12 protein-coding genes are annotated in these 21,311 nt (G+C 34.2%); 4 read left to right on the top strand and 8 right to left on the bottom strand.

Annotated features, from left to right (window positions below):
• Nucleotides 1-62 precede the first annotated feature (62 nt).
• From FFO06_RS03600 to FFO06_RS03625, 6 genes are all read right to left on the bottom strand, one after another.
• On the bottom strand, nucleotides 63-1,922 hold the full coding sequence (locus FFO06_RS03600) for a TubC N-terminal docking domain-related protein (protein ID WP_162501168.1): 1,860 nt from the start codon (nucleotides 1,920-1,922) through the stop codon (nucleotides 63-65).
• A gap of 139 nt (nucleotides 1,923-2,061) precedes the next feature.
• A complete protein-coding gene (locus tag FFO06_RS03605) occupies nucleotides 2,062-2,379 on the bottom strand; it encodes a phosphopantetheine-binding protein (RefSeq protein WP_137906796.1) in 318 nt (105 codons plus the stop codon).
• Entirely contained in the window at nucleotides 2,380-3,708 is a 1,329-nt protein-coding gene (locus tag FFO06_RS03610; RefSeq protein WP_137906797.1) for a phthiocerol/phthiodiolone dimycocerosyl transferase family protein, read from the bottom strand. It abuts the gene before it with no gap.
• Nucleotides 3,709-3,804: 96 nt separating this feature from the next.
• Nucleotides 3,805-5,412, bottom strand: a complete 1,608-nt coding sequence (locus FFO06_RS03615; RefSeq protein ID WP_370743422.1) for a PfaD family polyunsaturated fatty acid/polyketide biosynthesis protein — start codon at nucleotides 5,410-5,412, stop codon at nucleotides 3,805-3,807.
• Between the two features lie 138 nt (nucleotides 5,413-5,550).
• Nucleotides 5,551-8,241, bottom strand: coding sequence for a PfaB family protein (locus FFO06_RS03620; RefSeq protein ID WP_201275413.1), 2,691 nt, complete (start codon nucleotides 8,239-8,241; stop codon nucleotides 5,551-5,553).
• 120 nt (nucleotides 8,242-8,361) lie between these two features.
• Nucleotides 8,362-14,679, bottom strand: a complete 6,318-nt coding sequence (locus FFO06_RS03625; RefSeq protein WP_137906800.1) for a type I polyketide synthase — start codon at nucleotides 14,677-14,679, stop codon at nucleotides 8,362-8,364.
• A 754-nt stretch (nucleotides 14,680-15,433) separates the two neighbouring features.
• Here FFO06_RS03625 and FFO06_RS03630 point away from each other — a divergent pair.
• The 4 genes from FFO06_RS03630 to FFO06_RS03645 all read left to right on the top strand — a co-directional run bounded on the left by FFO06_RS03630 (nucleotide 15,434) and on the right by FFO06_RS03645 (nucleotide 19,247).
• Nucleotides 15,434-15,763, top strand: coding sequence for a hypothetical protein (locus FFO06_RS03630; RefSeq protein ID WP_028082946.1), 330 nt, complete (start codon nucleotides 15,434-15,436; stop codon nucleotides 15,761-15,763).
• A 325-nt stretch (nucleotides 15,764-16,088) separates the two neighbouring features.
• Nucleotides 16,089-17,318, top strand: a complete 1,230-nt coding sequence (locus FFO06_RS03635) for an ABC exporter membrane fusion protein (protein WP_137906801.1) — start codon at nucleotides 16,089-16,091, stop codon at nucleotides 17,316-17,318.
• Between the two features lie 30 nt (nucleotides 17,319-17,348).
• Nucleotides 17,349-18,524 (top strand): ABC transporter permease DevC, encoded by a 1,176-nt coding sequence (gene devC, locus FFO06_RS03640; RefSeq protein WP_137906802.1) that lies wholly within the window; start codon nucleotides 17,349-17,351, stop codon nucleotides 18,522-18,524.
• 18 nt (nucleotides 18,525-18,542) lie between these two features.
• Nucleotides 18,543-19,247, top strand: a complete 705-nt coding sequence (locus tag FFO06_RS03645; protein WP_137906803.1) for a DevA family ABC transporter ATP-binding protein — start codon at nucleotides 18,543-18,545, stop codon at nucleotides 19,245-19,247.
• Between the two features lie 51 nt (nucleotides 19,248-19,298).
• On the opposite strand, the gene FFO06_RS03650 is transcribed toward FFO06_RS03645, so the two are convergent.
• Together FFO06_RS03650 and petA are read right to left on the bottom strand one after the other, a co-directional pair.
• Nucleotides 19,299-20,072: a glucosamine-6-phosphate deaminase gene (locus FFO06_RS03650; protein WP_137906804.1), complete on the bottom strand. Its 774-nt coding sequence runs from the start codon at nucleotides 20,070-20,072 to the stop codon at nucleotides 19,299-19,301.
• A gap of 188 nt (nucleotides 20,073-20,260) precedes the next feature.
• On the bottom strand, nucleotides 20,261-21,262 hold the full coding sequence (gene petA, locus FFO06_RS03655) for a cytochrome f (RefSeq protein WP_137906805.1): 1,002 nt from the start codon (nucleotides 21,260-21,262) through the stop codon (nucleotides 20,261-20,263).
• Between the last annotated feature and the right edge of the window lie 49 nt (nucleotides 21,263-21,311).

Here is a 21,311-nt window from a genome sequence, read left to right on the forward strand (position 1 = left end):
TAAAAAAAATGCCAGAAGAAAGAAGAAAGAAATTTTTCCCCTATTCCCCTGACTTTTCCCTGTCACCGATTTCTCAGAGAGGGGAAATTTTTACCACCTAATTCAATTTCTCCAATCACACACCCAGCCTTTAACCTATTTACTAAATACTCCCAATCATTAGCAATAAAATTTGTCCCATGATCTGGTTCTACTAAGCTAATTAATTTGACATTATGAATGATTTGATCGCCTAAATTAGCAATTCCTAAAAAGTTTAAAACTCCTGATTCATAAGTTCCACAAGGTACAGCAGGATTATTCATCCCCACACAGTATTCATTGTCTTGAAACCAATCAAAATCAGGATAGCCATGAAAGTGAACTATGGGCGCACCATTTTTAATTAATTCTGGTGTGTACAAAGCCGCTGCTAAACTAATAGCTAACATCACATAGATATCATAGGAAGGTTTAATATCTGCCTTTTTTGATTGATTTCCTAATGGTAATTGCAGATGTAATGTATCTTTTAACCCAATGCGAAGGACATCACAATCAATATTTAAAGCTGTTTTATTTGCACCAGAACGAGAACTAACTAGCCAAATATCAGGTATTTGTTTAAATCTATTTTTTGCGTTGATATTTAGTTTTAGATAACGTCTACCTTCTTGATTTTGACGAAGTTCATAAATACTAAATCCGGGTACAGGTAATAAGTTTTCCCATTCCTCAATAGTGATTTCTGGTTTACCTACATAATGAGGAGGTTCAGCATAAGCTACAAAACCATAAGATACTCCTGTTCTGCCATTAACGATCACATTGACAATATCTCTATGGGATTTTCTTTTAATAACTTTGTCTAATTTAAACCCCGCTGGAAATAAACCTGTAGATGCTAATTCTTCACCCATTTTCACCAATTTATGAGCATAATCTGATAAATGAGGATTATATTCTCCCAGTTGAAAACGGTTAATTAATAGAGGAGTAATAGGGACAAATATCTTAGGAATCAGAGATTTTAAGGCAAAATCCTCAACTTCATCCTGATTAAAGTTAGAATCAGAGAGATTCATATTCAGAATAGAAAATTTTTCATGGGATATACCAATAACAACTTCTGAAAAAGTTTTCACTAGTGTATTTATCCCCATGGGAATTTTTTCTGTATAAGGTGTAGTTGGGCTAACAAATTTATCATCTATATCAGTCAAGATTACCACTTGTGTATTTGTAGGATCTTCCACATATTTAGCTGCGTGATCTTCAGCCCAACTACTCAATTTAGCAATTTGCACAACAGACATTTGTTGTTTTTCCTTTAGCCATCTATAAGATAATTTATACCAACTTTCAGCGATAATTATTCCTAATTTCCTTAACCATGAATTTGGTCTTTCCACGTCTACAATAGCAGCAATATCTGCTTTGACTACCTGCATTTTTAAAGATTGATGCCAGTTAATAATAGGGATTTTCATAGTATGTTGTAATTCCATTGTCGCTTCTTTCCAGGGAATTACTTTCACACCATGCTTTTGCAAATAGAAAATTAATTGTTGACGAAATCTAATAATAGCTTTATTTTCATAATAATCAGGCAAAGGTCTAAAAGTAACCTTCAAATTTTCAGCCATGAATTTAGCATTAATAATTGGAGGTTGGTATCCAATGGGTGATTCTCCAGAAAAACCACCAATTAACTTACCAATAGTTTGTAAACTAATTCCTTGAATTAAACTTTGATTAGTATAGTTATCTGTAACATTCATTTCCTGAATTAATGCTAAAATATCTGCTTTATATCTAGCTATTTCTAATTGCATTTCTGGAGTAATTACACCTTGGGGAGAACGAATATTAAGTTTGCTATTTTCTGCCCAAAATAATACACCTTGTTGAGTAAGTTTGGCTAAAATTTCTGCTGCATTCATAACAAAATTTCTCGTATTTAAAAACAACAATTTAGGAAAGAGGACACCTGGCTGATAGGATTTTCCTAATCTAGCGAAGTGTCCCAATAATCAAGGAGGAAAAACTAGATTGTCAGTAATTAAACAGAATATGTAGAGATTATAGCTGGATAATTTCTGACTGTGAATTTTCTAATTCTTCAGATAGTCTAATAGAAAGTTCTTGAATAGTGGGATAATACCAAAGGTGAATAAGAGATAATTTGCATCCCAAAAACTTTTCGGCCTTACTAGCGATAATTATGGTTTGTGCTGAGTCCAAACCGTAACTATCTAAAGGTTCACGAATATCTATTTCTTCTGGGTTAACTCCCAATAAAGAAGAAATTTCGCAAACTAACCAAGCTTGGATTTTAGCTGTGTTATCTTGATTTTTAGATAGATAAGTGGATAAACTATTATTTAGTTTATTATTCATTTATGCAGCTCCTATTATTGACGAATGAGAGGAGATTTTCATCATATCTGATATACAATCATCTACAATTTTTTCCATAGTTTGACGATTAATTGCCGGTTGAGAAAACACAAAATTTAGGGTCATTTTTTCCTGAAAAGTAGCAGCATGAACAATAAACATTCCTGCATATAAAGCATGAGAACCAACAAAACTGATTTCTTTTAGTTCTAATTCACCATAAACACAGGGAATATTGACCTTACCAACATTAGAAACTGAGATTGTAGCCGATACTTGATTGGGGAAGAGCAAAGCAAAATTTATCAGGTGTTTAGCGAGAAATATCATGTTAAATATCTCTCCTTGATTTATTTTTTTATTTAAATCCTTTTTAATGTTCCGTGCTAATTCCCAAATACATATATTATTCTTAATTCTATAAAATCCCATCAAAGATGTTGCTAAAACTGCCATATTTTCCGCATTAATTTTAGGTTCTAACCTTTTTCTCAAATCAATATATGATAAACAACTAACTTTAATATGATCTTCATAGCTTTGAGTAATTTGTTTGCATAGTGTTAACATTAGTGCCGCACATAAAGCACTTTGTACTGTAGTATTTTCTTGTCTACATTGTTGAATAAACTTTTGGGTTGATTCTTCGCTAAGTTGTCTATAAATGATTTCACAACGACGCTGAGAAATGGGAACATAGTTTTCTACTTTTAATGTTTTTGGAGGATTCAAGTATTTTTGAAGTGCAATATTTAATAATAAAGCAATTCTAGATAGTTTGTTTTTAAAACTATTTGTCCATGACGGTAATAGTTTTTCAATGGGTGGGATATTTTCTAAAGTATTAACTACTGCAATAGATTTACCTTCAGTGATTTCTTGACAATAGGTTAAAATTTCTGAGTGAAGTTCGATGCTTGATAAACCGTCAGTAATAGCATGATGTGTAGTTGTAATCAGATAATTGATATTCGGCTCATTTAATACTTTTACAAGTACAACTCTTAGTAGATATTTACTACTATCAATTACTTGATTCATTTCTGCATTAACGACCGCTTCCCATTCCTGAATTTCTACAAGATTAACAACTCTTACAGGAAGTTTTCTTATACCTGCGGACTGAAAATAGTAGGAATTATCAGAGTTAATAATATGAGAATTAAGGACAGGATGACGATATTGAATAATATCTAAAGACTGTCTAAGAACTGTTTCTTGAATATTTCCCTGAATACGACTAATAGTAACTAAGTTCCATGTTTTAGCTCGTTGATTCAGGATTTCCATTGTTTGTTCTAGCTGTCCCAATTTCCTAAGTATAGCCACATTTATCACCCTTTGCTAAATCAGAAATATCAAAATAGTTGGTAGTGAGGGATAAATCCCTCACTATTAGCACCAAAGCACTAACTACAAACTTGCTTATTTATTTAAGTTAGATACTGGATGATATTGACTAAATTCTTCTGGCATTTGTAAACCTTGAATTTTCAAATTTTGAATGCGATATAAATAAGCAGCGCCCGTCATAATTTGATCGGCTATATCAACTACTTGACGATTATTAATATCTGCTAAGTAAGAACCACGCACCCAATTATTAAAACTTCCCATTGCAGGTCCACACCAAATTTGATAGTCAATTTCTCGACCTTTTTCTCCAGTATTAGACCACCGAGAAGATAGTCCTAAATACCAGCGAAATATTAATGCCATTTTTACTTTAGGATTATTAGCTGCTTTGCTTAATTTTTCCGGGTGACGTTGAGATAAATAAGTAGCTGTTTCTTGCCAAATTTCGGAAATTGTTTTTCGCAGAATTTGTTTTTCTAATTTTTCTATTTCATCCGGGGGAATTTCTGCAATTGAATTATAGTTTTTGTATAATTCCCATAATTTTTGAGCGCGGAGGGGAAAGAGAGTTCCTTTTTTAAGAACTTGTAATTTTATTCCCATTTCAAACATATCAGCCGCTGGAGCCATCATTACATCCGTCATTTCTGCTTCAGCTAATAACTTTTTTGTATATTCAGAAGTACCAGCTTCAATACAGGATTGATTAATAGAACCAGTGACAATATAAGCAGCACCCATCATTAAAGCTGCTAGTGCTGATTGGGGTGTAGAAATACCACCAGCTACACCAATTCTTACAGGTTTTTCATAATTATATTGACGCTGAATTTCATCTCTTAATTCTAAAATAGAAGGTAATAAACAAACCAAGGGACGATTATCTGTATGTCCTCCTGAATCTGCTTCTACAGTAATATCATCAGCCATAGGAATTTTAGCCGCCAGATTAGCTTGTAATTCGCTAATTAATCCTTGTTCAACTAATTGTTTCAGAATTTTTGTAGGTGCAGGTTGCAGGAACTTAGTAGCAACTTCTCGACGGGAAATTTTGGCGATAATTTTATTGTTAATTTCAATTTCATTAGCTGAATTTAAACTCAGACCAACAGACCGATAGTAAACTATATTATCACTCAAATCTAAGAATGCAGAGGCTTCAATTATTCTGATTTGATGCTGTAAATACAAATCAATTAAACGACGTTCAATAGCAGGTTCACTGGGACTATGAAGTAAGTTAAAAGCATAGGATTTGTTATGTAAAACTTGTTTAATTTTATCAATTGCTGTTTCTACACGATTAGGAGATAAACCTCCTGCACCAAAGGAACTTAAAATGTTGGCTTTTCCCAAAGCAATTACCATTTCTTCTGATGCAATACCCTGAGCCATTGCACCAGTCATATATGCGTATTTTACGCCATAAAACTCTAGAAAGCTTGGATCACCTAATTGATGAAACTTAATAGCAGGAACAGTTAAAAGCATTTCTAATTGCTTAGTTTTACCATTAGCACTATAGGATAAACTTCCGACATTACTAATCCCAATTTGTCCTTCTTTATTCAGAATATAACAAGGATAATCTAAATTCATCAGTTTATTTTTAATGTTCTCTGCATCGAAAGATACAGTATTTAAATCGCCTTGCCATCCTTGATAATTATTGTTCATTGCCGGAGAAAATTTGAGTTTTTGATGGTATTTGTTCAACATACTTTCGGAATTAAACACTTTATTTGACCTCAGATAACTAAACTATTGTGTATTTAAGTACGAGATGCCTATTCCACATCACAAAAAGCTAGATATTTACTTTTCTTTTCTTGTTTGTATGACCATTTTTTTGTATAAATCTAATTGCTGCTGGAGAAATAGGCTAAGTTCTTGAAGTGATCTTTGCCGAGACTGTAATAAAAAGCTGTGTGCTTTAGCCAAACGCAGATTATTATCATTTAAACCTTGATAATTAGGAAGAGATTTAATACTGCGTTCATAATTAAATAAGGAAGTATCCAGCAAAGATGATTGATTTTTGTAAGCAATGTCTTGTTCAAATTTGATATTAGCTAAGGAATATAAAGGTGATAAATCCAACTCAACTCGATGACTAAATAGTTTAGCTAATGCTTTAATAATAGAGGTGTGATCATCTACACCTCTTTTATTTAGAGATACAGTTAAATGTTCTTGATGTTTAAGAATTTCGCTAATCCAACGGCTACAATTACTACCAACACCGACTTCAATAAAGATTCTAATCTGATCATTATAGACATGATTAACTAAGCGCGGAAAATCAAGTTGTTGACAGAGGGCTTTGGCGATATTTTTGCCGATTAAATGACCATCAATTTTCATGGGTGCATATTCAGCAGCAGAATAGAAAATTGTGTTTGAATCTGTTTGAGTTGGTAAGGTGTTAACTTTAACTAATTCATCATATTCAGATTGCATTGCTTCGCAATGAATTACATGATTAATTGATGTAGGAAAAGCGTCACATTTTAAAGTTTCAATCACTCTTTGACAAGCCTGAGTTTCACCAGCAATAACTACTTCTTCGGGTGTATTAATTAAAGGTATATAAACCAGGTTTTCATTTTTTAAAACTTCTTTTACTTGGGAACATGAACAGATTAAAATGTAGTTACTCCAAAATTCTTCGCCTTTATTTTCATGAATTAAAGGTAATCCCCAATGCTGACGAACTGCATTTTTAGGACCTGATAGCCGGGTTTTAAATAAAGGTGATGAATTCAAATAATCACTGGTACTTTTAAAGCTAGTCCAGATACCTTGGGCTAACATCATACTGGTTTCACCAAGGCTATATCCAAAAGCATAAGGTGATTGAATCTGGAAATAGTTTTTCAGAATTGCTGTCATTAATCCGGCAAAACCAACTTCTGATTCCAGCATAGAAACTGGATCATTTATTAATGTTTGTTCTATAGTTTCTAGTTGTCTTTTTGATAGTTTATCAATACTACGAGGATAGAGAATTTTTTCAATATTAGCGACTCGATTATAAACACTTTTAATGACAACATCATTATGTAGTTCGGGAAAAAGACGGAAAATATTTCTGCCTATTCCTATATAAGAAGTAAAAGAACCAGGATAAACAAAGGCAACATGACCTTTTTTTCCTTGGGGATTAACTGTAAAATAACTACCAAGGGGAGTTTGCCAATCTTTACCAGTATCGAAAGCAATATTTACTCCCTGAATTGCCCTTTCAATTTCTCGTTTTAATTCCTCTGGATGTCGTGATAGAATTGCTAAAGCGTAAGTTGATTTTTGATATCGCTGATATTTTTGAAAATAATTACTAGCCAGTTGATCTAGGCAAGAAATACCTGTAATATTTTCTTGAAGTGCGGTAATTTGTCTTAATAAAGAAGCAGGATCATCTCCTGCAATAGTAAATAAGTAATAAGGCATTTGTTCCAAATATTTACTATTACGTTCTCTCTGGCTGATTTCTTCTGACAAAATTAAATGTCCATAAGTATTATCTTGATTATCTTCTTCCATCATATTTACCGCAGCTATTCTTTTAGTTGCACCAGGTTCTAAAAACCAAGGTTTTGATTCTACTGCTACATAAAAAGGACTTCCCCGCCAAATTTCCGGCTGTTTAGGATTTGACCAATGGGGAACACCGGGAATATAACGATGATATAGACAAAGCGCAGTTTTGATGAGACTAAATATACCAGCAGTTGCTTGTGTATTGCCAATATTTGCTTTAACGCTACCCATAGCACAACTGAGATTTTCTTTCTCTGTCTGATAAGCTGATATTAAACCTTGAATTTCCGCTGTATCTGCGTTAAGAATCCCACTAGCAACAACTTCTAAATAACCAATATCTGCGGCTTTAATATCTGCTATTTGAAACCCTTCCTGACAAACTTGAGTAACAACTTCTGGGTGATTTGGAGAATGTTTCACCACACTCAAACCATCAATAACTGCATAGATGCAACGATTTTGTTGTTTAGCTGTTTCATGTAATTCTAATACCACTGCGGCTACACCTGCTGTTTTAATTATATCTTTGGCATTTTCATCATAACTAAAAGTATATACACCTGTATTAACTTCCATTAAGTAATTTCTATCTATTCCCACAATTAAAACAGCTTCAACTTGTTGATTACTTAATAATTTTTGACTCATATCTAAAGCTGATAAGAGCGATTTTTCTACCGACAAAAATCCTACTTCCGCAGAAATATAACTAGCTAAAGTAGAATTTTCTAGAGGAGAAATAATAATTAAGCCTATTTTTGTTTCTGGCTTAATTTGAGCATCTTTAAGAGCAGAATTGATCACTTCTCGACTTAATGGACTTTGCTGATAATCTTCAGATCTAACTGCATCTTGCTTAGTTTCATAAATTAGTCTTTCAAATTTATTTAATGTTGATGAATTACTAATAAAACAATCCATACCAATAATTGCTAACTTGGGATTTTGTGCCATTAATTTCATGATCATTCTCCATATTTTAGAATTAAAATCACCTTTTACGCAAAGGTAAAAAGGAGCAAAAGCACCAAGTTTTAGAACTTTAATTTTCCCTGCCCCTTTGCGTCTCTGCGTGAAAAATATCTAATATTTTGCTATTTGTCTAGGTAAAATTGTTCCTTTTGCACCAATCATCCGATTATAAATTTGTCCTTGACGATTATAAGTAATCACATCTGTAATTACCGAAGATTCTGTTTTTGATTTCACCTCACAAGTAACATAAAATGTTTCACCAAAAGGCACTTTAGCAAATTGTTCAAAGTTATTAATTTCTGATGGTAAACAGCCAACTTGATGAAAATGTTGAGTCCAAATCCAAAGAGAATGAATCTGGACATCTGCTATATAGGGATTAAATGTTTGGACGGGAAATTGTCCTTGTTGTTTTGCTGTTGGTTCTGATAAAAAGCATTCAATTGTTATCTGGCTAGGACTAGTATTTAAAACTGATTTTACACCTTGAAAAGTGACTCCATGAAATAGGCTAGAAGCATTTACTTGATACAATTCTTGATTATTTTTTAGCAAATTTTGATCCTGATTAAAGTTCAAGCTTCCATAATTTGCAAAGGGGGGAATTTCTCGTTTGAGAATTAAATTTGTACTAAAATGATAGCGGATTTTTCCATCTGGCGTTTGACTACTAATTTTAGCAGCAAATTCTATTTCTTGATTTTCATGTTTCGCAAGTTCTTGAATTTCTAAAACATATTCATTTGCTGAAGTTTCATCAAAAACTATGCCCTTTAAAACTTTGAAATCTGAAGCAATAAAAGCTGTAAATCCAGGATATAGTTGTTCACAAGCATTTGTCATCCATAATAAACCACAAGTAGCCGGAAGTACAGGACAACCAGCGATAATATGATCCTGTAAAAATGGATTTTCTGCTAATGTTAATTGGCGTTTAATGCGATAGGTTTTTAAATCATTAGATAAGGTCGATGGAACATAAAATAAAGGACTACCAATCACTAATTGCACTGTATCTTGATGAGGGTTTGTTAATTCATCAATTAATATTTGTGTTCCTGTTTCTATGGTAATAGTCTCAATTCCTCTTTCCGCAAAAGCTTTTTTTAATTCTGGTGATACCATGCCACTTTCCCAAGGTCCCCAGTTGATAGCCATGACATGACAATTGGGGTAATTATGTTTAATTAAATGGGCAGATTTGTTGAGTATTTCATTGGCTATGGCATAATCTGATTGTCCCACATTTCCATAAAATCCGACTACAGAAGAGAACAAAACTAAATATTGTAATTGACTGGCTGGTACACAGCTTAAAAGATTTTTTAAACCTTTAATTTTAGCTGCATAAACATTTTCAAAATCCTGAATTGATTTGTTTTCAATGCGTTTATCAGCTAAGTTTCCTGCACCATGAATTATGCCAGTTACTTGCCCAAAACGTGCAATTACATCTGCCAATTTTGATTCTAATAATACTGTATTGGTAATATCTACACTCAGATATTCTGCTTGTCCTCCTGCTTGTTCAATGGCTTTGAGAGTATTTTTAATTTCTCGTTGTGAGGAAATAAGTTGATACTTTTTCTGTACCATTATTGGTGTTGGTTTTTCCCCTTGGGCTTGGAAATCTTCTAAAATTCGCTGTTTTAATTCCGCTTCATTTTTACAATTTTCTGCCCAAACAGGTTCAGGTTCTGTACTGGAACGCCCTAAAAGAATAAATTTACATTGATATTTTTGGGCGATTTTAATTACACATTGGGCTGTGATTCCTTTCGCACCACCACTAACTAAAAATACTTGATCTTTAGTAATCTCTCTCAGAGAATTTGTGCTTGGTAATGGGGTGAAATCTGCAATTAAGTTAACTCTACCTTGGCTGCTGTACCCTACTTCTTGAATTAACAAGTTTGGATCATGAATTTCCGCGATAATCTGTTTAACAGATGTTTCTAAATCTAAGTCTGGATTTAAGTCAATGGAACGACAGAATACATTTTCCCATTCTTGATTAATACTCTTACTCAGTCCAAATAATCCTCCCGCAACAGCACTAAATTTATTGGTTTCTCCTAATCCAAATTTACCATCTAAATGCGCCACATTAATAAAACAACTGCGTCCAAATTTTGCGGCTTCGTTGAGTGATTCTTTCAGGTGTTTGGCGATTAAAAAAACGTGACGAAGAATAGATTTCTCTATGTCTAATGGTGTTAATGGGTGGAGGTGAATAAATGCAGCTACAGTACCATAATTATCATTAATTTGTTTTAACTGTTGTTGTAAAGTGTCTTCATTCCAGTCAGTTAAAACTACTCTATTTATTCCTTGATTAACATTTGGTTCGATACCAGGAAAACTTAAAATCACTGTTTTCCAGCCTTTATCTGTCAAACTTTTTGCTAATCTCTCAGTAATAAAAGAACCATGATCAGTTATTAATGCAACATGGTTATCAGCAACAGAAAATTCTAAACTGTCAGGTGCAGGAATTTGCTGTAATTTTGCAATACTGCGGCGGATATTTGGCTCAGATGTGGTTTTTGTTATCTCTACTATTTCTTCAGTTAATAACTTAGTAATTCTCTGGGCTTGCTGCTGCATATAACTAGCAATTTCGCCCAAATTTCTCAATTCTCCAATTTCTTCAGGGTTGGGTTTAGGTAAGTCAGGATATAGTTCTAATAAACTTCCTAAAATTTCTACCTTTTTGATGGAATCAATTCCTAAATCTGCTTCTATATCCATTGACATTTCTAACATTTCTAACGGATAACCTGTTTTTTCACTGACTATGTTTAATAGGTTTTGACTCAGGGTAGCTTTATCTATGTTAATTGGGATTTTGGGAACTACGGTAATAGTTTTTTCTGTGTTATTGATGAATGGGATGATTTTTTCCTCACCCAGAGGCGCAGTGACGCTGACAGTTTGCGGCTGATTTACATAATTAATGGCTTTTTTTTCTGAAGTTAGTAAATGAAAATGTTGTTGCAGAAGTTGAAAATAGTTCTGGGTATATTCCTGTTGATATTTGAGATATTTTTCATGAATACGCAGAGTATCACCTTGATGATCATGAAACCGCATCATGTTACGTTCAGAACTAGAAATTATTAATTCTTGAATTTTGGCTTGATGTTCTGTAGTTTCACTATTTTCTAATAATGAATACTGTTGCTGCATTAATTGAGAAAACGTTTTTGTGTATTCTGCTTGGCTGTGCAATGACTGTTCATGAACGTGAATAATATCCCGTTGTTGTTGACTAAATTCTGTGATAAAATTTTCTAAGCTATGAATAACTTTTTCATAATTTTGGGGCTGAATTTCTGCTTCTTCTAATTTTTCATTAAATGACGTTACAGGCTTTTCGTTAACTGTTGGTTGAGGTGATACAACGCTTATATGAGAACCGTTTTCTAAAGCTTTTGCAAAGGCTTTTTGAGTTTTTTCGGTAATATTTGTACTATTTAATCTCACGTTCAAAACTTGTTGTTGGGGAACTTCGGTAATTTTAGTTGGGACTTGGTAGGGGTCTATATTTTGCAAAGATAACCCAGCTACTTGCAATTGAACTATGGCTTGTCGAAGAATTTTATCGCTATCTTTAGTATGACTTGCATTGACAGCTATAGCTATGTGGGGTTTATCACTCAAAATCTCTTTCACTAAATTAGTAAGGACATTTTTGGGACCAAATTCTACAAAACAGTAACCACCAGCAGCATAAATATTTTCAATTTCCTGCTGAAATAATACCTGATTTAACAATTGTTCTTTAAGAATTTTTTGGATAGCGTGGGGTTCTTGAGGATAACATTCACCCGTGATATTTGTATAAACGGGAATTTGGGGTTCGTTAAAATTTACTTTTTCAACAGCTTGGGCAAAAGGTTTTTGGGCATGAGATACTAATGGTGTATGAAATCCTGCGGAAACTGCTAATAAAAAAGTAGAAAATCCTTGATTTTTGAGAAGTTCTTGTACTTGCTTAATTTCGGTTTTCTTCCCAGCTAATACTACTTGTTTCTGAGAATTTCTATTAGCAATAACTACTTGGGGGAAGTTTTTGATTACTTCTATTATTTGACTAATATCTCCTTTAACAGCTAACATTTCTCCCGCATCAAAATTAGGATTTACAGGTGCAGCCATAGCTTGTCCTCTAGCTTTTGCTAAGAACAAATAATCCTCTTCACTTAATACACCCGCAACCCACAAAGCTGTTAATTCACCGAAACTATGACCGGCAACAAAATCAGGTTTAAATCCAGCTTGTTGCAATATTTTATATAATCCCACACTAAACACACCAATTGCCGGCTGTGCATATTCAGTTTTATGCAATGTTTCTAACTGAATTTGCTTTTGTGCTTTATCAATAACTGGTGGGGGAAATACTACTGCTGATAAAGATTGTAAACCGTCTTCACACAACAGACTATCTATATGCGTATATGTTTGCCGCAAACAAGGAAAATTCATTACCAACTCCCGCCCCATTTCTAAGTATTGTGAACCCTGTCCAGAAAACAAAGCCACCACTTTACCCGTCATATCTATCCCCGTTTGACGGTAGTAAATCCCTTGAGGATGTTCCCATGATTGGGCTTCAGGCTTCTGTTTTAGCCCTTCAATCGCAATTTTCAGTAATTCCTTCCCTTGGGCTAAATCATTGGCTACAAAGCCAATTCTGGCGTAATTAAGGGGAATCTTGCCAATCTGAGAATCAGTAATTAATTGTTGATAGTGTTTTTCTTTGCTCTCACTCTGTAGCTGTTGGTGGATTTGCTGACAACGAGACAACAAAGCTGAAGCTGTGGGGGCAAATAGTAGCAAGGATTGTGGAGTATGGTGTAAACGGTACGGGTGATGATGTTCATGTTCATATTCTTCTAAAACAACGTGATAATTTGTACCACCGAATCCAAAGGCACTGACTCCAGCCCTTCTCGGTTGGGTAGGATGACTTACCCAAGGTCTCGTCTCCGTATTTAAGTAGAATGGTGAGTTCTCAATGTTCAGTTTAGGATGGGGCTTACTGATATTAATTGTCGGTGGTAAAACTTTATGGTGTAACGCCAAAGCCGCTTTAATCAGACTAGCCGCACCAGCAGCAGCTTTAGTATGTCCAATCTGGGATTTAACAGTTCCTAAAGCGATATGCTGTTTTTTGGGATTATTTTCACTAAAAACGGTGGTAATTGAGCTAAATTCTGTAGGGTCTCCTACCATCGTTCCTGTACCATGGGCTTCAATTAAGCCTATACTGGCTGGATTTACTCCTGCTTCTGTATATGCACGATGCAAAGCATTTATTTGTCCTTCGGGACGAGGTGCATAGATACTTTTATACTTACCATCGCTAGAACTGCCAACACCTTTAATAACTGCATAAATGCGATCGCCATCTCGTCGAGCATCTTCTAAACGTTTAAGTACCAGCATTCCCACGCCTTCACCTAACATCATTCCATCAGCATCAGCATCAAAAGGCTTCACCTTATCCCCAGGAGAAACAGCTGGGGTTTTGCTAAAGCACATATACGCAAAAATAGAATTATCAGTATCCACACCGCCAGTTATCATCATGTCGGCGCGATATTCCGTTAATTCGCTAATAGCCATCCTTAATGCGCCTAGTGAACTTGCACAGGCTGCATCTACTACGCAATTCATTCCTCCTAAATTTAAACGGTTAGCAATACGTCCAGAAATGACATTAGCTAACATTCCGGGGAAGGCATTTTCCTCCCATTCTACATATCCACTTTTGATTTTTTCAATAATTTTCTGACTATCTTCCTCGGATAAACCACTATTTTTGAGAACCTTTTTCCAAAGAGGATATTGTAATCTTGCACCCAAAGGAACAGCCAATTGTCTACCAATTGCTACTCCTAATATTACCCCTGTTCGTTCATGATTAAATTGGCGAGATGCACCATAACCAGCATCTTCCATTGCCTCTTTTGCCACTACCAAACCGAGTAATTGCGAAATATCTGTCACCTCTAAAATATTAGGAGGTAAACCAAATTCCATCGGATTAAAATCAATATCTGGCAGAAAACCACCCCGTTTACAATAGGTTTTATCCTGGGCTTTGGGGTCAGGATCATAATAATCATCTATCTGCCAACGAGAAGGAGGAACATCAGTAATACAATCCACTTTCTGGATAATATTTTGCCAGTATTCCTGTAAATTCTTCGCTTGGGGAAATATAGAAGCCATGCCAATAATGGCTACATTAGTAGTTCGCAATTTGGCATGAATTTTATTTTTAATTTCATCTTTAATCTTTGTGGTATCAGGCATATCTTTTTTCACCTTTATCATCTTGATTACAGACTTTTCACAGTTACTAATTTCAGATTGTAACTGTGCGAAAGCGGCTTCAAATTTGGAAGCAGCCATAATCATATTTCACTCTTTTGATCGGGCAGTCGGTTAATAGAAGGTTTTGAAAATTTAGTGAATTTCAGAAGATATGACTTTTATTCATTTAGGCATATCCAAACTATTGATTTTCGTCTTGAACAGTGGTGACAACCCTATTACAACTCATTAGCAACTTACGTGCAACTTGGAAAAAGTCTTGCAAATGTAAAGTTGATAGAGAAGTCAGACAAATATTTTTGCTTATCCAATACAATCATTATTATCTAGGTTTTAGCCATTTTGACCAAAGTTGCATATATATTGCATATCTTTTTAATATAAATGAAGTAGCCGATTTAAAATAGTGTTTTTAACATCAAGAGTTTCAGATATCTTGAAGAATTGTATTTATTGCTAAATTCTGCATTTTTACATCTATCCTCAGAAATATATTTTCCTGGCTGTAAAATTTGTCACCACAAAATATATCTTAGGAATTAAAAAATATTTTTCAATTTATTTGAGTCCAAAGTTTGAGATAATAAAAATTAAGAATAAGTCAAGAATTTAAAACTTGCAATTTTTACAAATTTCATATATGGCGATAATTATCGTTTTATGAAACAACTTGTTGCATATAGGTTGAAATTCTCAAAAAATTAGTTTAATCTATATGATTAAATCAGGGAAATTAAAACAGTGTTTTAGCATCAACTCAGACATTTCAACTCGATTATAACATTTGGCTTCTGCAATATTGGACTTACAAAAACTATAAGGGCTTGCTGGCATGAGACTATCTGAATTAGATCCACTCATCCCGCTGAATGAGTTACGAGAAGACCTCCTCAAATTACCAAAAGGTTACTCATTTTATGAAGATGAATTAGTCGATTTTTTATCACGGAGAAGATGGCCTGAAAGCAATCGTCGAATTGATAGAACAACATTTTGGCGGTGGCGTAATGACAACGCTATTGAACATCAAAAAATCTTTAGTCGTTTGGATCTTCTTAAACTATGTCAAATTTGTGATCATTACCGAGTAGACGGAACACGCAGCGAATACTTGGCAATTATGCGCAAGAAAAAAGAGAAAGAGGTAGTCCTAAATAAATAAAAATCTCGATGTTGGTAATTGGTATTATTAGGAATAATATTTGATATTTGATATTTGCATATAATGGCTAAAATTTTTCAGATGTCACTTATGATTACTACAGTAACTAATTACCAATTACCTGTCAAAATTTTGATCTTTAAGTAATTAAGTATTTTATATAATCATCAAGTTTTAAAAAATCAGCAAGATTTTGATTAATAGTATTTTGCTGGATATTATATTAGACCCAAGGTTATCAAGAGATGCTATCAAGTGTAATGTCTTTTCTGTCTCTTATTTAGAGTCATAAATTGTCATGTTTCCTAACTTAAAAGACAAAATTATGCTACACAGAGAAAAGCACTCATTAACAAAACCTGTAAGTTTCTGGCCGATAATATTGGCGAGTTCTGGAGTCATAGCTACTGGTGTAATATCTATTTATGGCCTTTCATATTTTCACTTTCAGAAAACTTCAAAATCAGCCTCTACCATATCTTCTATTACCCCTAATTTAGTCCCTACTATTACCGCTGTTGCTGCTTTAGGACGTTTAGAACCCCAAGGAGAAGTAATTTGTCTCTCAGCACCCAATTCTCAAACAGGGATAAGAGTTAATCAACTTCTAGTTAAAAAAGGAGACAAAATTCGTCAAGGACAAGTATTAGCAATTCTTGATAGTTATATTCCTAATCTTGCGGCTTTAGAAAAAGCCAAAGGACAAGTAGAAGTTAGTCAAGCGAATCTTCAGCAAGTAGAAGCAGGTGCAAAATTGGGTGATATTTTTGCTCAAAAAGCCGCAATTTCCCGTTTAGAAGCTGAATTACGAGGATCATTTTTCACACAAAAAGCCACAATTGCTCGTTTAGAAGCTGAATTAAAAAATTCAGAAACCGAAAATAAACGATATCAAAAATTATATCAAGATGGTGCTATTTCTGCTTCTGATGCAGATACTAAAAGATTACGTCGAGATACTGTACAACAACAACTTAATGAGGCTAATGCTAGTTTGAAACGGACTATAGAAACTTTGCAAAAACAGTTAACTGAATCTAAAGCTAGACTCAATAGTATTGCAGAAATTCGCCCCACAGATGTACAAGTTGCCCAAGCAAATCTGCAAAGTGCTAAAGCATCTGTTCAACAAGCTCAAGCCGAGCTAAATTTAAGTTCTATCCGTTCACCTATTAATGGCCAAGTTCTAAAAATTAATACTTGGCCAGGAGAAATAATTGGCAATAGAGGCATCCTAGAATTGGGACAAACGCAACAAATGTATGTAGTTGCAGAAGTCTATGAAACTGATATTAAAAAAGTTCGTTTAGGTCAAAAAGCAATAATCACAAGTGAAGCTTTTCCAGGAAAAATAAAGGGAACAGTTGCAGATATTGGTTTACAAGTTGGTAGACAAAATATCTTTAATACTAATCCCGGTTCAAATACAGATAATAGAATAGTTGATGTGAAAATTCGCATTGATAACTTAGCAGATAATCAACGAGTTTCTAGTTTAACTAATTTACAGGTACAGGCACTTATTCAAATATCAGGGGTAGGTAATAATGAATAGGTAATAGCTAATAGCTAATAGGAGTAAAATATGATTTCAAATATACCTTTAGCTTGGCTACAATTGGTAAAACAAAAAGTACGTTTTTTTGTAGCCTTAGCTGGTATTGCTTTTGTTGCTGTTTTAATGTTTATGCAAATTGGTTTTCAAGATGCTCTTTATGCTAGTGCTACTCAATTACATAAACATCTGGAGGGTGATTTGTTTTTAATTAGCTCCCAATATAAATCTTTGACTTCCACTCAAAGCTTTCCTCGTAGTCGTTTATATCAGATATTGGGTTTTAATGGCATAGAATCAGTCGCACCTTTATATCTACAATTTGCTAAACTTAAAAACCCCATAAATGGCCGCAAATATCCTATTTATGTCCTGGGATTTGAACCAGTCAAATCTATATTTAGATTACCGGAAATTGAACAAAATTTTCAATTATTAAAAATTCCTGATCAAGTATTTTTTGATCGGGCTGCACGTCCAGAATTTGGTCCAATTGCTGAATATTTTCAAAAGAATCAACCCATAACTATGGAAATATTTAGTTATTTAGCTACTGTTGGTTATAAAGTCAAAGTTAGTGGTTTATTTAGTCTTGGTCCTTCCTTTGGTGTAGATGGTAATTTAATTGTTAGTTCTTCTACTTTTTTTAAAATCTTCCCAGAACATGGCGCAAATGAAGTGGATATAGGCTTAATTCATCTCCAAGCAAATGTTAATCCTCGGACAATTTTAGCAACTTTATCTAAAAGTTTACCTAGTGATGTCATCATCATGAACCGTCAAGAATTTATTGATTTTGAAAAAAGCTATTGGACATTAAGAACACCAATTGGATTTGTATTTAATTTGATGGTAATGATGGCTTTTGTAGTCGGTGTAATTGTTGTTTATCAAATTCTTTATAGTAATATATCTACTCATTTCGTCCAATTTGCTACCCTCAAAGCTATGGGATTTAGAAATAAATATCTTTTAAATGTTGTATTTCAGCAAGCTTTGATTTTAGCTGTCTTGGGTTATATCCCCGGTTTTGCTATTTCTCTAGGATTATATGACCTTGCTAAAGATGCAACTAAATTACCAATTGTTATGGATTCAAGCAAGGGATTATTAGTATTTACTTCTGTAATTTTTATGTGTTTAACTTCTGGTTTCTTTTCTACCAATAAACTTCGTAAGGTAGATCCAGCGGAAATTTTTAATTAATTAATAATCTCACTAAAAATGCAATATTTACCTGGTAACAATATTTTGGAAATCACCAATCTTAATCATTACTTTGGTCATGGTAAATTAATTACTCAAACTTTGTTTGATATTAATTTGACTATCAAAGCTGGAGAAATTGTGATTATGACTGGACCTTCTGGTTCAGGAAAAACTACTTTATTAACATTAATTGGTGGTTTACGTTCTGTACAAGCGGGGAGTTTAAAATTCAATGGTCAGGAATTATTAGGCGCTAGTAAGGAAGAATTAGTACAAGTTCGTCGTCAAATTGGCTATATTTTTCAAGCTCATAATTTACTAGATTTCCTCACAGCTATGCAAAATGTTCAAATGTCTTTGGAATTACAGCATAATATTTCTCAATGGGAATCTTATATCCAGTCAGAAACAATGCTCAATGCTGTGAAATTAGGAGATAGAATTAATTATTATCCCTCTGATCTTTCCGGGGGACAAAAACAACGGGTAGCTATCGCTCGCGCTTTGGTTAGTCGTCCTAAGTTAGTATTAGCTGATGAACCTACGGCTGCTTTAGATAGTAAATCAGGACGAGATGTTGTTAACTTGATGCAGCAATTAGCCAAAGAACAAGATTGTACGATTTTAATTGTTACTCATGACAACCGAATTTTAGATATTGCTGACAGAATCATTACTATGGAAGATGGTCATTTAATGCAGCAAATCAGGAATATATAGATCCCTAACTTCTTTAATAAGTCGGGAATGTCGTTATTTAACTTTATTTAATTAAGATAATAAACTAGCAGAATTGACATCTAAAAATAAACTAGCTTGAGGTTGTTCACGCAAAATGGAAGCTGGACAATTTGTGATAATATCTCCTGTTAACATGATTTTAACTATTCTTGATTTTCTGCTGTCCGGTACTAAACAAATTATTTTTTTAGCAGCACAAATCATGGGAATAGTTACAGTAAATGCGTATTGGGGAACATCTGCTAAATTCGCAAAATATCCAGTATTCACTTGTTGTTGACGGTTAACATCATCTAGTTTGACAAGTTTAACTTGAGCAGGATCTTGAAAATCTGCGACTGCTGGATCATTAAATGCTAAATGACCATTTTCACCCAAACCTAAACAGCATAAATCTATGGGTTGATTTTCTAAAAGTTTACTATAGCGATCGCATTCCGCTACTGGTTGTAACGTATCTCCTTCGATATAATAAAATCTTTGAGGATTGACCTTTTCTTCTACCCGTTCCCGCAAATAATGACGAAAACTTCCAGGATGATCTGATGTAATTCCCAAATATTCATCTAAATGGAATAAAATTACCCGTGACCAATCTATTTCCCCTAAAGCTATTAAAGCATCTAAAAACCGAATTTGGGAATTACCTGTAGCTAATAAAATAGCAACTTGATTTTGTTTATCAAGCAGATTTTGTAAATACTGATGTGTGATTTTAGCCACACTTTTAGACATTGCTATTTCAGAAGTGTAAATTTCTACCAACAGATTATCAACATAAAAAGATTTTGTAGGTTCTGTCATTTACCTGTTACCAATAACCAATAACTAATTATAAAAAAAGACAGGCTTTTTGCCTGTCAAATAGCTGATAATTTAGCAAATAATTCAGAATCAGGAATCATCTAAGTCCAAATAAATAAAATTTGCACTATCATACTTAATTCCTGACTTGACAATTATTCTGACTTCTGACCCCTAAATTATTGAATTTAGAAATTCATTTCCGCAGCTTGGACTTTTTCTACTTGTTTCTTCTTGAGAACTAGCATTACTTGTGCTAACATCACCAAACAAATAAAAGCAACTAACCATGCAACTCTGGAGGAATCTTGTAAGACGATTTCTGCATCTTTTTGTCCGAAACCACCAACGTTAGGGTTATTAGTCAAAGCATCACCAGTGTTAACTGCTTGTCCTTCGGCAACAATTAATTCTGGTCCAACGGGAATTGTATCGGTAACAACATCACCAGCAGCCGTTGTGATACTAATTAGATTCTTAACGTTACCGTCCTCATCTTCTGTTTGAGCAATTTTGCTAATTGTACCCGTAGCGGAAGCGTTGAATAAGTTATTATTGCTCTTTTCACCAGTGGGGTAAACTTGTCCACGGCCACGATTACCGCCTACATGAACAGCGTATTTGCCAAAGTGAATATTTTTGTCTGTAGCGGGGTTAGGAGAAAGAACAGGGAAAACAATTTCTTGATATTCTTCACCAGGTAATGGTCCGACAATGACAACATTTTCCTTATCATCAGTGTAAGGGGTGAAAGTCATATCACCCACTTCCGCCTTCATTTCTTCAGGAATACGATCTTCTGGCGCAATCTTGAAGCCTTGAGGCAACATTAACACAGCCCCAACATTTAAGCCAACCTTAGAACCATCCGCGCCTACTTGTTGCACGCTGGTATCATAGGGAATTTTCACAACCGCTTTGAATACGGTATCAGGAAGTACAGATTGAGGAACTTCTATCTCCGTATTTTTAGCTGCTAAGTGACAGTTAGCACAAACAATCCGCCCTGTTGGTTCGCGGGGAGTTTCAGGAGCGGTCTCCTGGGCCCAGAAAGGATAAGCAGCAGCAGTTTGTGGTCGGGTTATATCGCTAGTGAAGAAAAAAGTCACGGTAGCGATCGCTATTAGCAATGTATTAACCATCACTTTAGCGGTGCGAGTTAATCTCGCTGGTGTAAGGGCATTTCTCATCTCTATAAAGTCATTTGTCAGTGGTTAGCGGTCATTGGTCGGTGGTCAT

The organism is Dolichospermum planctonicum, from assembly GCF_005402965.1.
Classification (GTDB): Bacteria; Cyanobacteriota; Cyanobacteriia; order Cyanobacteriales; family Nostocaceae; genus Dolichospermum; species Dolichospermum planctonicum.

What these genes read in the sequence shown, in the direction of transcription:
- FFO06_RS03600 (WP_162501168.1), bottom strand. Translation starts at nt 1,922, where the DNA reads ATGAATGCAGCAGAAATTTTAGCCAAACTTACTCAACAAGGTGTATTA.
- FFO06_RS03605 (WP_137906796.1), bottom strand. Translation starts at nt 2,379, where the DNA reads ATGAATAATAAACTAAATAATAGTTTATCCACTTATCTATCTAAAAAT.
- FFO06_RS03615 (WP_370743422.1), bottom strand. Translation starts at nt 5,412, where the DNA reads ATGAACAATAATTATCAAGGATGGCAAGGCGATTTAAATACTGTATCT.
- FFO06_RS03620 (WP_201275413.1), bottom strand. Translation starts at nt 8,241, where the DNA reads ATGAAATTAATGGCACAAAATCCCAAGTTAGCAATTATTGGTATGGAT.
- FFO06_RS03625 (WP_137906800.1), bottom strand. Translation starts at nt 14,679, where the DNA reads ATGGCTGCTTCCAAATTTGAAGCCGCTTTCGCACAGTTACAATCTGAA.
- FFO06_RS03630 (WP_028082946.1), top strand. Translation starts at nt 15,434, where the DNA reads ATGAGACTATCTGAATTAGATCCACTCATCCCGCTGAATGAGTTACGA.
- FFO06_RS03635 (WP_137906801.1), top strand. Translation starts at nt 16,089, where the DNA reads ATGCTACACAGAGAAAAGCACTCATTAACAAAACCTGTAAGTTTCTGG.
- devC (WP_137906802.1), top strand. Translation starts at nt 17,349, where the DNA reads ATGATTTCAAATATACCTTTAGCTTGGCTACAATTGGTAAAACAAAAA.
- FFO06_RS03645 (WP_137906803.1), top strand. Translation starts at nt 18,543, where the DNA reads ATGCAATATTTACCTGGTAACAATATTTTGGAAATCACCAATCTTAAT.
- FFO06_RS03650 (WP_137906804.1), bottom strand. Translation starts at nt 20,072, where the DNA reads ATGACAGAACCTACAAAATCTTTTTATGTTGATAATCTGTTGGTAGAA.
- petA (WP_137906805.1), bottom strand. Translation starts at nt 21,262, where the DNA reads ATGAGAAATGCCCTTACACCAGCGAGATTAACTCGCACCGCTAAAGTG.